Origin of the sequence: Geovibrio ferrireducens, assembly GCF_026226615.1 — a bacterium.
Taxonomy (GTDB): domain Bacteria; phylum Chrysiogenota; class Deferribacteres; order Deferribacterales; family Geovibrionaceae; genus Geovibrio; species Geovibrio ferrireducens.
This window is the reverse complement of record NZ_JAJAPB010000003.1, coordinates 186,625-199,291: the sequence shown is the minus strand read 5'-3', so window position 1 is coordinate 199,291 and position 12,667 is coordinate 186,625. Positions and strand designations below refer to the sequence as shown.

General features: G+C 47.0%; 13 protein-coding genes and 1 tRNA gene. 6 read left to right on the top strand and 8 right to left on the bottom strand.

The features are described from left to right. Nucleotides 1-56: 56 nt before the first annotated feature. The 6 genes from OSQ85_RS04705 (at nt 57) to OSQ85_RS04680 (ending at nt 6,027) form a co-directional block, all read left to right on the top strand. Nucleotides 57-130, top strand: a tRNA-Ile gene (locus tag OSQ85_RS04705). Nucleotides 131-149: 19 nt separating this feature from the next. Continuing rightward, a complete protein-coding gene (locus OSQ85_RS04700) occupies nt 150-1,250 on the top strand; it encodes a Nif3-like dinuclear metal center hexameric protein (protein WP_265821650.1) in 1,101 nt (366 codons plus the stop codon). 3 nt (nt 1,251-1,253) lie between these two features. After that, nucleotides 1,254-1,964: a zinc ribbon domain-containing protein gene (locus tag OSQ85_RS04695; protein ID WP_265821648.1), complete on the top strand. Its 711-nt coding sequence runs from the start codon at nt 1,254-1,256 to the stop codon at nt 1,962-1,964. A gap of 3 nt (nt 1,965-1,967) precedes the next feature. Further along, the gene (locus tag OSQ85_RS04690; protein WP_265821646.1) at nt 1,968-2,372 is read left to right on the top strand and encodes a ribonuclease HI family protein; all 405 of its coding nucleotides are present in this window, start codon (nt 1,968-1,970) and stop codon (nt 2,370-2,372) included. A 351-nt stretch (nt 2,373-2,723) separates the two neighbouring features. Further along, entirely contained in the window at nt 2,724-5,525 is a 2,802-nt protein-coding gene (locus OSQ85_RS04685) for a tetratricopeptide repeat protein (RefSeq protein WP_265821802.1), read from the top strand. Then, nucleotides 5,512-6,027 carry a hypothetical protein gene (locus tag OSQ85_RS04680; RefSeq protein ID WP_265821645.1) on the top strand — a complete coding sequence of 172 codons (516 nt, stop codon included), beginning with the start codon at nt 5,512-5,514 and terminating at the stop codon, nt 6,025-6,027. Before OSQ85_RS04685 ends, OSQ85_RS04680 begins: the two co-directional genes overlap by 14 nt. Here OSQ85_RS04680 and rsmI read toward each other — a convergent pair. From rsmI to OSQ85_RS04640, 8 genes are read right to left on the bottom strand one after another with little or no spacing between them, the layout of a single operon-like run. Continuing rightward, nucleotides 5,998-6,819, bottom strand: a complete 822-nt coding sequence (rsmI, locus tag OSQ85_RS04675) for a 16S rRNA (cytidine(1402)-2'-O)-methyltransferase (protein WP_265821643.1) — start codon at nt 6,817-6,819, stop codon at nt 5,998-6,000. The genes OSQ85_RS04680 and rsmI overlap by 30 nt on opposite strands. After that, entirely contained in the window at nt 6,812-7,195 is a 384-nt protein-coding gene (locus tag OSQ85_RS04670; RefSeq protein ID WP_265821641.1) for a DUF2914 domain-containing protein, read from the bottom strand. Before OSQ85_RS04670 ends, rsmI begins: the two co-directional genes overlap by 8 nt. A gap of 16 nt (nt 7,196-7,211) precedes the next feature. Then, complete coding sequence (gene trxB / locus OSQ85_RS04665) at nt 7,212-8,174, bottom strand: thioredoxin-disulfide reductase (RefSeq protein ID WP_265821640.1); 963 nt, start codon at nt 8,172-8,174, stop codon at nt 7,212-7,214. Then, a complete protein-coding gene (locus OSQ85_RS04660; protein ID WP_265821639.1) occupies nt 8,175-8,708 on the bottom strand; it encodes a TlpA family protein disulfide reductase in 534 nt (177 codons plus the stop codon). 2 nt (nt 8,709-8,710) lie between these two features. Beyond that, nucleotides 8,711-9,547, bottom strand: coding sequence for a carboxylating nicotinate-nucleotide diphosphorylase (gene nadC, locus OSQ85_RS04655; protein ID WP_265821638.1), 837 nt, complete (start codon nt 9,545-9,547; stop codon nt 8,711-8,713). After that, on the bottom strand, nt 9,541-12,162 hold the full coding sequence (locus OSQ85_RS04650; protein ID WP_265821637.1) for a valine--tRNA ligase: 2,622 nt from the start codon (nt 12,160-12,162) through the stop codon (nt 9,541-9,543). The genes nadC and OSQ85_RS04650 overlap by 7 nt, the downstream gene beginning before the upstream one ends. A gap of 19 nt (nt 12,163-12,181) precedes the next feature. After that, complete coding sequence (locus OSQ85_RS04645; protein WP_265821636.1) at nt 12,182-12,466, bottom strand: hypothetical protein; 285 nt, start codon at nt 12,464-12,466, stop codon at nt 12,182-12,184. Continuing rightward, on the bottom strand, nt 12,432-12,665 hold the full coding sequence (locus tag OSQ85_RS04640; RefSeq protein WP_265821635.1) for a hypothetical protein: 234 nt from the start codon (nt 12,663-12,665) through the stop codon (nt 12,432-12,434). The genes OSQ85_RS04645 and OSQ85_RS04640 overlap by 35 nt, the downstream gene beginning before the upstream one ends. Nucleotides 12,666-12,667: the final 2 nt, after the last annotated feature.

Here is a 12,667-nt window from a genome sequence, read left to right as displayed (position 1 = left end):
CTTGACAAAGCTTTAATATTTAAGTAAAACAACCTTCTCGTTTTTAACGGGATAAAGGGCCAATAGCTCAGTTGGCTAGAGCCTCCGGCTCATAACCGGGAGGTCCTAGGTTCGATTCCTAGTTGGCCCATTTTTTTCTAAATAAAATTATGAGCAGCAGCATAAAAAACGTAATCGCTTTTCTTGAAAAACATGCAGTGTGTCAGTCCAGACAGTACACTTGGGACAACTCTGGACTGCAAATCTGCCTCAGTCCGGATGCTGAAACCCGAAAGGCAGCTCTGGCACTGGATCCCAGTGAAGGGGCGATAAGCAAAGCAATTGATGCGGGGTGTGAGTTACTTATTACTCATCACCCCCTTTTTTTTGACAAGCTCAAAAGCATAAATCCCGCAAACGCACTGGGACGCAAAATCATAAAAGCCGTTCAGGCAAACCTCAGCATCATTTCATACCACACATCCGCAGACCTTGCGGACTTCAGCTTAAACGATTATCTGGCAGAAAAACTCGGCGCATCCGTAAAGGGCGGCCTCGTGAAAGAGGGGAAGGAAAACTGGTACAAGTTTGCGGTTTTCGTTCCCAAAGGGCATGAGGAAGCAGTGCGTGACGCTATAGACAGAGCGGGAGCCGGGGTCATAGGCAATTACTCAAAAGTTACATTCAATATAGAAGGCACAGGAACATTCCTCCCCATGGAAGGCGCAAACCCGTTCATAGGCAAAAAGGACGAGCTTGAAAGGGTGGAGGAGTACCGCATAGAAACGGTGGTGACTGCGCCTAATCTCAACCGTCTCATTGAGGAGGTCATAAAGGCTCACCCTTATGAGGAAGTGGCCTATGATGTCTACAAGATGGAGATAGGCACTGAGTTCTCCCTCGGCAGACGCTGCGGTTTCGGAAGAGAATTTACTCTGGCGGAGTTTCTCGAAACAGTAAAAACAAAACTCGGCTGCGAAAGCGTGCGCTACAACGGCTTTCCCCTTGATACGAAGTTCAGCGGTTTCGGAATAATAACAGGCAGCGGCGCTTCCATGTGGAAGCAGAGCGGCGTTAAGCTGCTCCTCACCGGGGATATGAAGCACCATGACGCGCTGGACGCTTACGAGGCCGGTGTGTGTATTGTGGATGCGGGGCATTTTGAAACAGAGAAATGCTACATGGAGCATCTGGCTGAAAGAATAAGCAAAGAGTTAAACATAGAAACAATCATTATTGATGAGAGTTCTCCAATAAAACATATGAGGTGATCAATGCTCCCAGAAGTGGAACAGCTTATTGAACTGCAGAAGCTGGACAACAGAATTGCCGAACTGGAAACAAAAGTTTCTCAGGTTCCGGGCTTTCTTAAAGATGTGAGGAACGAGTTTGAATCCGTTAAGACCGAGTGCGAAACAGTGAAAACGAAGCATGCGGCGGACACGGCGATTCTTTCTAAGCTCACCAGAGAATGCGCAGAGAACAAGGCGCTGCTGGACAAAGCGCAGTCAAAACTTCCTAATGTTAAAAACAATAAGGAGTATGAAGCTGTCCTTAAAGAGCTTGATGTTCTCAAAAAGAACGTTAACGAAGGGGAGTACAAAATCCTTGAGCTTCAGGACAGTGTAAACGCCTCACAGAAAAGGGTTGAGGAGCTTGACGCCAAAGAGAGCGAACTCAAGGCAAGCCTTGACGAAAAAGAAGCTCAGAAACAGGAAGAAGATTCAGAAGCAAACACCGAACTCGCCGGACTTAAAACCAAAAGGGAAGAAGCACAGGCAGTAGTAAAAAAATCCATCATATCCAAATACGAAAGAGTAAGACACGCCAGAAACAACCTCGCCATAGTCAGAGTCAACGAAGAAACCTGCACAGGATGCTATATCAAAGTTCCGCCCCAGCTTTATGTTGAAGTTAAAAAAGGAAAGGCTCTCCACCAGTGCCCCAACTGCCAGCGTTTCCTCTATGCGCTTAATGATGACTAATCAATGATACTTAAAGTTTTTTCCGACGGAGCCTCAAGGGGAAACCCCGGCGAGGCGGGCTGCGGGTTTGTTATTCTGAGCGGAGAGGGTGAACTCCTCGAAGAGGGCTGCCTTTATATAGGCCATGCAACAAACAATGTGGCCGAGTACAGGGCTGTTCTCGAAGCTGCCCGTAAAGCAAAACTCAGGAACCCTGCTGCAGTAAATTTTTATCTGGATTCCGAGCTGATTGTTAAGCAGATGAAAGGCGAGTACAAGGTGAAGAACGAAACCCTTGCGCAGATACGTCTGGAACTTATTAAAACCATTGAAGGAACAAAGTTTTCTTTTAACCATGTACCAAGAGAGCAGAATAAGCTGGCGGACAAACTCGCAAACAAGGCCATAGATAATAAGGTCATGGCGTAATTTTGTCCGTAATATCAGCGTGTTCAATATCTATTGATTTTTTCCGTAATGAGCATATATTAGTTACATGCCGCTGATTGATCAAATCGGCGGCCGTTTAAAAGGCAGAAGCGACGCTTGCTTCTGCCTTTTTGTTTTTTCTCCATGTTTCCCCAGTTTTGTTTGTTCCTGAAAATCTGTCAAAAAAATAAAAAAAGGGCTGCCAGCTCTGATTTTGTTCTTGCATAAAATAAAAAAGCGGATCAGGTTATGAAAAATCTGATTTTCCAAAAAATAATTAATATTTAAAAAAAGCGGACGATTTTAATGACAGCGCCATAAGTTTGTTTATGCGCAGTACGATTGAAGGAAATGAATATAAGTGCAGCCAGAGCAGTGCTGAAGCTTTACAGTCCGTATCTTGCGGGATTTTTTCTTTTCCTTGTTCTTGCTCTTGTTTCCTGCTCCGAGGAGGAGAGGATAAAGCTGATTGAAGATAACTTCACAGACGGTCAGCCTATCTCCGGCGTTGCCATAGCCGAGCAGGATAAGGGTATAGAGGAAGGGAACAATCTCTTTTTGCAGGGGAACTTCGAACAGGCCATAGCCAAGTATGAGGAAGGCCTTAAGATGAACCGTTCCGTTGCGTTCTATAATATGGGTGTAAGTTACTATCTGCTTGGCGATATTGATAAAAGTGAGGAATATTTCCGCAAGTCAGTTGAGGAGGACCCCAAGTTCAGCGAAGGTTATATAAACCTTGCTGTGGTACTTCTCCAGACCGGAAAACTTGATGAAGCGGAGCTTTACATGGCAGAGCTCCTGAAAGACAGAGCATCCGGCAAGCTGCTTGTTAATATGGCGAACATCTATCTCCGCAAAGGAGAAACCGCCCGCGCCACGGTGCTTTATGAGGAAGCTCTCAGAAAAGACGGAAAATCGAGGTTCGTTAAGTCAAACTATGCCTATTTTCTGCTGAGTATAGGCGAGTTTGACAGCGGTATCAAAATAATAGAGGGTCTGGAGTACAAAAGCTACACCGACTATTTCAATCTTGCCACTGCATATTTCCGTACTGGCAATTATCATGCTTCCGTGGCCAATCTCCTTTTGGCTGAAAAGTTCTCTGAAACAGAAGAGGTTTATGAGCTTCTTGCCAGAAACTACAATGTGCTGAAAAGCTACACTGAGGAAGCGGCGGCACTGAAAAAACTCACCGATATGAACAATGACAGGGACTACAGGCACAGATACGCCACAGCCCTGTTTAAGAGCGGTGCGCTCAATGAAGCTCACGCCGTTATGACCGGGCTTCTGACCGAATACCCTTCTGAAACCGCATACTACATAACAGATTACAACATTCTTCTGGCTCTCGGCGAGTACAGGCAGGCCGGAGAACTGATAATGGCAGGTTTCAGGGCGGTTAATGATGACGCGCTGATGTATATGTACGCCAAGCACTCCCTAATTTATGAGAATAAAGGGAACGAAGTCCGCAGACTGGTTTTCTCACGCCCTGCATCCCCTTATGTCAATCTTGCCGGAGCAATGTATCATATCTACGCAGGGAGCATGCTTCCAGCTCAGAAACTTCTGGATCTGGTTCCGCCCGGAACGGATAATGACTACTACGTTTACCGTGCATATATAATGATGAAATACCGCAACTACAATGACGCGCTTAAGGTTGCGGATCTCATAGATGACTTCAAGCCGGAGTATTTCTGGTACAAAACAGTAAACCTCTGGAACACCAAGAAGCTTACAGAGCTTAAGGTTCATTTTAATGACGCTCTCACCAGAGATTTAAGGATAAGCAGGCATCCTGAGATAGCGATCCATCTTGAGCCTGTGCTTGATGACATGAACTTTTCCTACAGGTTTAACGGCGATTTTGAGGACATACTCTCCACCGTTCTTTACCCGCTCCTGATAGAGCCTGATGAGATGCTGAACTTTGTCGCTCTCGGCTATAAGCTGCTCCAGCAGAATGACAGAATACTTGCCCTTGAAGAGCTCCAGAAATCCGTACGCTTTTCCGAAGGCATAGCCCACAACAACAAAGGGGTCACGCTTTTCCTTGCCTATGCTTATCAGGATGCCCTGCGGGAATTCACGCAGGCTAACACCCTTCTGGGCAATAACCCTTACACCCTTTACAACATGGGGCTTGTGAACCTCGCCATGGGCAGGGCTGATCTGGCTGAGAAATTCTTTGACAACTCCGTAATCCAGAACAGGTACAACTTTCCTGCGTATCTGGCGAAAGCGGTATGCCTCAAGCTCAAAGGGGACGAAAACGGAGCCTACCAGGAATACAACCTTGTGCGGGACAGGGCTGAGGATGTTAAGGACGACAGAGAAAAAGTGCCTAATATCATCTACTATACAAAATATCTGGCTGATATGGGGGTAGGTGACTACAGCAGCGTAATAAACGATCTGGGCAAGAAAAAACCGGATGACGGCTTCCTCAGAGCTCTTCTGACACTTTCGGAATATCTCAGCGGGCAGGGCTTTGAAAGACTTGAGACGCTGAAAAGCGATAAAATTTTCCGGGGAACAGGTCTGAGGGATCTTCTTGCCCTCCTTGAAAACAAACAGCCTGTTCAGAATCCGGATCTTATAACAGACAGGTTCTACAAGTTTATGCGCGCCTATATGCAGGTAAAGAAAACCAAACAGCTTAGCGGCGTAAACGGCGATGACTACCTGAATGACAATGTGATTCTCAAAGAGCTTTTCTATTATCAGGTTTACATGGGGGACAGCAGAAGGGCGCTTTATTATCTGCAAAGACTGAACAATCTGGATTTCAGATACCCGGAGCTCTACAAGGCTTCTCTTTACTATTTCATCTGGCTTGAGGATTTTGTGAACGCCGAGGCATCCTTCTCCGCCCTTGAAAACCTTGGGTATAAGGACAGGTATTTCGATTACTACAAAATGTTGTACTATCTGCTTAATTACCATAACCAGAGGCTGATGGATCAGGTTAACACCTATATGGCAAAATATCCGGATGATTTCAGAGGTGCGGCTATAAGGTTGATGGTTGCGCTGAAAAGTGATAACATCCGCATGGTTTACAACGAAATGGGAGAGCTGGAAACCAAGAGCGGTAACTTCCTGCTGAAACTCCCGCTGGAGCTTGAAATTGACGGTTTATAGAGTCGGAACGACCGCTGTGGCGCTTTCTTTTCTTCTTATAGTTTCATCAGTAATTTTTTCTGTTTCACACGCATTTACGGGCATGAACGGGGTAAAGTGGGTTATCGTTGCCATTGTGGTCGGCTTTACCTTATTTAACTTTGTGTCCCTTTATTTCAGAAGGCTTGAGGTCGAAGGGGACGAGGTGCGCCTGTACACTGTGTACGGCAGAAAGTCCATAAAGCTGAATGCGCTGGAGGAGATAGGGGTGATACTGCTGAAAATGCGCGCCATCATGATTCTCTCGGATGCTGAAAGATTTGTGTTTGTTTCATCCTACTTTAAAAATTTTGCGGAATTTGCGGATTATGTTAAGTCCAAGGTGGATGCACCGCTTCAGGGAAATATAGCCAAGCTTGATAATAAACTTATCAGGAAAAAGCAGATAACTTTCATTGTCCTGCTCGGAGTATTGAATATTTTTCTTGTGGGTTCAGCGGTTTATAATTTCGTTAATAGCTGAGTAGGCGGCGTTTCTCTTAACGCCCAGAGCCTTCAGCACAGTCAGGCAGTCCTTGGCGGAGAGCCCTTCTTGGATCAGGTTTTCCGCCAGTTCCCTGAAATCCTCTTTCTCTTCTTCCTGTTCTTCCTGCCTGTTGTTCACCACCAGAACAAACTCTCCTTTGAGAGTGAGGGCATTTATGTCCTCCTCAGAGCGTATCTTAAGTGTTTCTTCGTGGAGTTTTGTTATCTCCCTGCTGAGGGATACGGGGAGAGGGAAGTTTTCAATGAGAAGCCTAAGGGTTTCTGCCACTCTGTGCGGTGATTCATATAACACTATGAGACTGTTGATTTTTCTGAGCTTTTCTATTTCGCTCTTCTTTTCGGAAAGCTTATGCGGTAGAAACCCGCGGAAATAGAAATCGGATGTGTCAAACCCTGAGAGTGTGAGAGCGGGTACAAAGGCTGTGGCTCCCGGCAGGGCTTCAAAAGGTATGTCTGCCTCGCGCAGCGCAGCGGACAAATACATTCCCGGATCGGATATGCAGGGTGAGCCCGCCTCGCTGATAACGGCTATTTTCCTGCCTTCATTCAGCAGTTCCATAACGCGGCTTATCGTCTTCTTTTCGTTATCCTTGTGGAATGATTCGACCCTGACTTTGATTTCCAGATGGCTGAGGAGCTTGAGGGCTGTCCTTGTGTCCTCGGCGAAAACAATATCCGCTGAACGGAGTGTCTGAACTGCCCTCAGGGTTATATCTCCCAGATTGCCCACCGGAGTGGGCACAAAACTGAGAAGGGGGGGATTATTCATTAACTCTGAAATCCACGGAGTCTATGAGCTGACCGCTCTGAGCGTATATTTCCACCTTCCACTCGCCTGCTTTTTCCGGGGTTATGGTTTTGGAACTGAATGTTCTCCATTTGGGCGAACCCACGAAAAGCTTAACCTCAGCCTCTATATCCTTCTGATATATCCAGATATGGGTAATTTCGGTGGGGTATTCGTCTGTCTGGATTTCGGTGAAGCAGTAAATATCCTGCATTTCACCGTTAACCGCGCTTACATTGTCCACAGGCTCTTTGTTTTCTATGCCTGATGTCATCATTATTCTGCTGACCTTTGTCTGAGCGTAGGACAGATTTGCAACAAGTAAAACAGCAAAGAAAACGAGAAGTGCCTTTTTCATGTGAAAACTCCGTATATTATGATTCAAAAACTTCGCCGATGTATTTTCCGGCCGCTTTGGCAGCCACTGAGCCGTCGGCAACGGCTGTTGTTATCTGTCTCAGCGGTTTCCAGCGCACATCGCCTGCGGCGAAAATTCCGGGTATATTGGTTTCCGTGGTTTCATCAGCAACTATGAACCCGCTTTCATCAAGCTTGATTAAGTCCTTCACAAGCTCGGTATCCGCTGTCTGACCGATGAAAACGAAGATTCCGGCTACCTCAAGCTCTGATTCCTCGCCGGTTTTAACATTCCTGAGAGAGATTGAGCTTACTTTCTGGTCGCCGTTAACGCCTGTTACCACCGTGTCCCAGATGAAGTTCATTTTTTCGTGCCTGAGCGCTCTGTCCTGATATATTTTCGCAGCGCGCAGCTTGTCCCTGCGGTGGATGATTGTTACTTTGCTGGCAAACTTAGTGAGGTAAAGCCCTTCCTCAACGGCTGAGTCGCCGCCGCCGATTACAGCTATCTCCTTGTCTTTGTAGAAGGAACCGTCACAGGTCGCACAGAAGGAAACGCCGCGGCCGAAGAATCTGTTTTCTCCGGGTACGTCAAGCCTTTTCCAGTGTGCGCCGAGACAGAGGATAAGCGCCTTTGCCTTTATCTGGAAGGAGAGGTTCTTTATTGTAAGGTATTTGTAATCGCCTTTAACTTCAATATGCTGACATTCCGCAGCGCGGATTAAAACACCGAACTTCTCCGCATGGGCGTACATTTTTTCACTTAAGTCTGCCCCCATGAGCCCTTCAGGAAAGCCGGGATAGTTTTCCACAAACTCAGTTGTGGCAACCTGACCGCCGGGAAACTGCTTTTCAAGCACGAGAGTGCTGAGGTTGTCGCGTGCGGCATACATAGCGGCGGTGAGACCCGCAGGACCCGCGCCGAGAATTACCACATCATATTCTTCCTTAATATCCTGAAAGTTAAAAAAGTCCTGCATTTATACTCCTTTAAGTATGCGGATAACCTTGTCTACAGAAGGGACTTTATCCTGATAAAGTATTGTGTTGTCTCTATCCATAAGAAAAAAATGAGGCCAGCTCCGTACACCGAAGTAGCCTGACAATAGTTCAGTATTACTCAAATAGATGCTATTTTCAAGGATTTTATACTTATTTCGTCCGAGTAGTTTCTTAACTGATTCGGGCGTTTGTTCAGTATCAGTGACGACAATGATTTTCACATATCCCGCTTTTTCAATCTGCTTAAGCTCTGGCATCGCTTTCAGAATGAGGTTGGGATATATGTTGCTGGTGAAAAATGTTTTTGTATTGAAGAAGATAAGCATGACAGGCATGCCTATCTGATCAGTTGTGAAGTTTTGTCCGTCAAGGGTGCGGAACTCAAGCTTTTCCGCCTTGTAGCCTTCCGGCAGAGCCTCATTGAACCTGCTCTGCCACAGAGTGTAGAAGGCAAGGGCAATTATGCCGAAAACCAGAATGCTTTTGCCGTCGAAAAAGCGAACCTTTTTCAATACTAACCCCGCATTTTAAGACTGATGTCCACCCCTGTGGCCTGATGGGTGAGCGCGCCTATGGAAACATAGTCCACATCCACGTTTCTGAGCAGCCTGAGAAACTCCAGAGTCACCCCGCCGGAAACCTCAACCTTTGCTCTTTTATCAATTATTTTAACAGCCTCTTCGATGGTTGGGATGTCGAAATTATCAAGCATGATTATATCCGCTCCGGCCTGCACAGCTTCCTCAACCTCTTTCAGGTTGCGGGTTTCAACCTCCACTTTGACTGTGGTGGGAATGAACCTGCGGACGTTTTTAACAGCGCCTGTTATGCTGCCCGCTGCATCCACATGGTTATCCTTCAGCATAACGCCGTCAAATAGACCTATCCTGTGGTTCCAGCCGCCGCCTGTCTTGACTGCGTATTTCTCTATCCTGCGCCAGCCGGGGGTGGTTTTGCGCGTGTCGAGTATTTTTATATTTGAGTCGCCGAGAGCTTCCACATATTTTGCTGTGTTGGTGGCAACGCCTGAGAGCCTCTGGAGGAAGTTAAGCGAGGTTCTTTCACCGGTGAGGATAGAGCTTGCAGGGCCTGTTACCTGACCGATTATGCGGCGCTCGGTGATGCGGTCGCCGTCATTAACCGAGAATTCCACCTTAACCTCGTGATCAAGCATGAAGTAAACTTCCTGCGCAACTTTGGTTCCGCAGATTATGCAGTTTTCCTTTGCGATAAAGTTGAAAGTAGCCTGAGATTTGAAGGACTCAAACGCTCCGGCGGTAAGGTCGCCCGTGCCTATGTCCTCATCGAGGGCAAGCTGTATGAGCCTTCTGGTATATCCGTTTATCAGCATTGGCTTTTCAGTCTCCTGAGGTTTTCTTCTATCTTGGTGGCGAGTGCAGTTGCCTCTTCAAATTTCTTTTTGTCTTTCTCAATGATTTCAGGTGCGGCATTAGCGAGATATTTCTCGTTTTTCAGCTTGCCGCCGTACACGCTGAGGTCTTTTTCCACCGTTTTCTGCTCTTTTTCAAGTTTTTTAATCTCTGCTTCAACGTCAATAAGACCCTGAAGAGGTACAAATACTGTGAAACTGCCTGCGATGTTCGCCACTGAATCTGCGGGCTCAGCATCGGTGAAGTCCATGCTTTCAAGCCTTGCGAGGTTGATTACCCTGTCTTTGGCGTGGGTGAAGAGTTCTTTTGTCTTGGCACTGTCTGTTTTGACCCATGCTTTAAGCTGCTTGGACATGGAAACATTGTATTCGCCACGCACGTTTCTGATAAGGCTGACGAGCTCAATAACAGCGTCCGTCTCCTCCATCTCCTTCTGCCATGCAAAGTCAGACTCAGGGTAGGTCTCAGCCATTATGGAGGTTTTGTTTGTGAGCATTTTGTAGATATACTCAGTCACGAAAGGCATAAACGGATGAAGGATAATCAGCGATTTTTCCAGAACATAAGCCGCCACTGCCATTGCGTCTGCCTTGGTTTCCTCATTGTAGATTCTGGGTTTGATGAACTCTATGTACCAGTCACAGAACTTATGCCAGAAGAAGCTGTATATGCTCAGCGCGCCTTCGTTGAAGTCATATTTTTTGATGGCTTCGGCTGTCTGCTCCGCTGTTTTGCGAAGGTTCATGAGAATCCATTTATCCTCAATTTTCAGCCTGTCCGCAGGGGGCAGGGGGGAGCCTTCGTCAAAGTTCATCATTATGAACCTTGAGGCGTTCCATATCTTGTTCACAAAGTTTCTGTAGCCGTCTATGCGTTCTTCGGACATTTTTATGTCGCGCCCCTGAGCGGCAAAAGCGGCCAGAGTGAACCGGAAGGAATCCGCACCGAATTTATCTATCATCACAAGGGGGTCTATTACGTTCCCCTTTGATTTGCTCATTTTCTGCCCATGCTGATCACGCACGAGGGCATGGAGATAAACCTCTTTAAAAGGCTTTTCATCCATGAACTTATACCCGTCCATTATCATCCTTGCCACCCAGAAGAAAAGGATGTCAAACCCTGTGACAAGGCAGGATGTGGGGTAGAATTTTTCCAGAGTTTTGGTTTTTTCCGGCCAGCCCATTGTGGAAAAAGGCCAGAGGGCGGAAGAGAACCATGTGTCCAGAACATCGGGGTCCTGTGTGAGGCTTGCGCTGCCGCATTTCGGGCATGTATCGGGGTCTTCTGTTTCCACTATGACTTCGCCGCAGCCTGCGCAGTACCATGCGGGGATTCTGTGTCCCCACCATATCTGACGGCTGATGCACCAGTCACGGATGTTGTACATCCATTCGTAATATGTGTTTTTCCATGATTCGGGGTATATTTTGATGTCTCCCGTTTCAACGCCTTCTATCGCTTTTTCCGCCAGAGGCTTTATCTTCACGAACCACTGCTTTGATATTGTGGGTTCAACAATCGTTGTGCATCTCTGGCAATGGCCTACACTGTGCATGTGCGCATCTTTTTTTACAAAGAGACCGAGCTTCTCAAGCTCTTCGATGACCTGTTTTCTGGCGACAAACCTGTCCAACCCTGCGAACTGTCCGCCGTTGGCGTTTATTTTGCCGCTTTCGTCCATCACCTTGACAGCGGGCAGGTTATGCCTTCTGCCTATTTCAAAGTCGTTGGGATCGTGAGCGGGGGTGACTTTCAGGCAGCCTGTCCCCATCTCCATATCAACATATTCATCGCCGATTATGGGGATCTCGCGGTTCATAAGGGGCAGGATAACTGTTTTGCCTATGAGGTGTTTGTATCTCTCATCCTCCGGATGAACTGCAACGGCGGTATCGCCCAGCATTGTTTCCGGTCTGGTTGTGGCTACTGTGAGTTTTATATCGCTGTCTTTTACGGGGTAAAGAAGCTGGTAGAATCCGCCTTCCGTGTCCTCGTGCTCAACCTCAAGGTCGCTGAGGGCTGTGTGGCATCTGGGACACCAGTTTACTATATAGTCGGAGCGGTAGATAAGCTCTTCCTTGTAAAGTGTTACAAACACCTTGCGGACAGCGGCGCTGAGGCCTTCGTCCATTGTGAAGCGTTCACGCTCCCAGTCGCAGGAACAGCCGAGGCGTTTAAGCTGGTTTATTATCGTTCCGCCGGATTCAGTGCGCCATTTCCATACCCTGTCTATGAAGGCATCACGTCCGAGGGCGTGTCTGTCTGTTCCTTCCGCGGCAAGCTGTTTTTCCACCACGTTCTGCGTTGCTATCCCTGCGTGATCCGTTCCGGGCATCCAGAGAGCCTCAAACCCCGCAAGACGGTGATAGCGTATGAGAATATCCTGCAAAGTATTATTCAGCGCGTGCCCCATGTGAAGCGAGCCGGTGACGTTGGGAGGGGGTATTACTATAGAGTAAGCGGGTTTTTCCGAATTTTCATCGGCATGGAACCTGTTGTCCCTTATCCATTCCGCGTAGATGTCTGCTTCAAATTCCTTCGGGTCGATTCGCGTCGGTATTTCTTTCGGCATTATTCTCTGCTCCGTATATTTAAGAAAATTTTGATTTGTCTATCTCTTTGTCTATCGCCGTGTTCACTCTGGCGTTTATATCTGCCATGAGTTTTTCCAGCGCCTTAAGCCTTCTTTTGTTCAGTTCTCTTTCGTTCTCGGTTATTTCTTCACTGCCCAGTATCTGGTAGGTGTGCTCAATCTCCTGAATTATCAGGTTGAGATCCTCCAGCCCGTTTTTAACAATGAGAATTTTGTTTACATCCTCTTCTGAGAGGTTCGGTCTGTTGTTAATGCGGATACCCTTTGGGTTTATCGTCATCATCTATGAGGGAGTCGAGATCGTCCGGGGATATATTGTCCCACTCAAGCTCGCCTTCGGGTATTATACGGTCGAAAAGTTCGCCGCAGAACTGGCATTCGTAATGATATATAGTCCATATCATATTGTCTATGGCGACTTCTGTCGGTTCAAGCTCTTCAAGCTTCTGATCCCCGCAGTAGGGGCAGTATTTGGGTATCATAT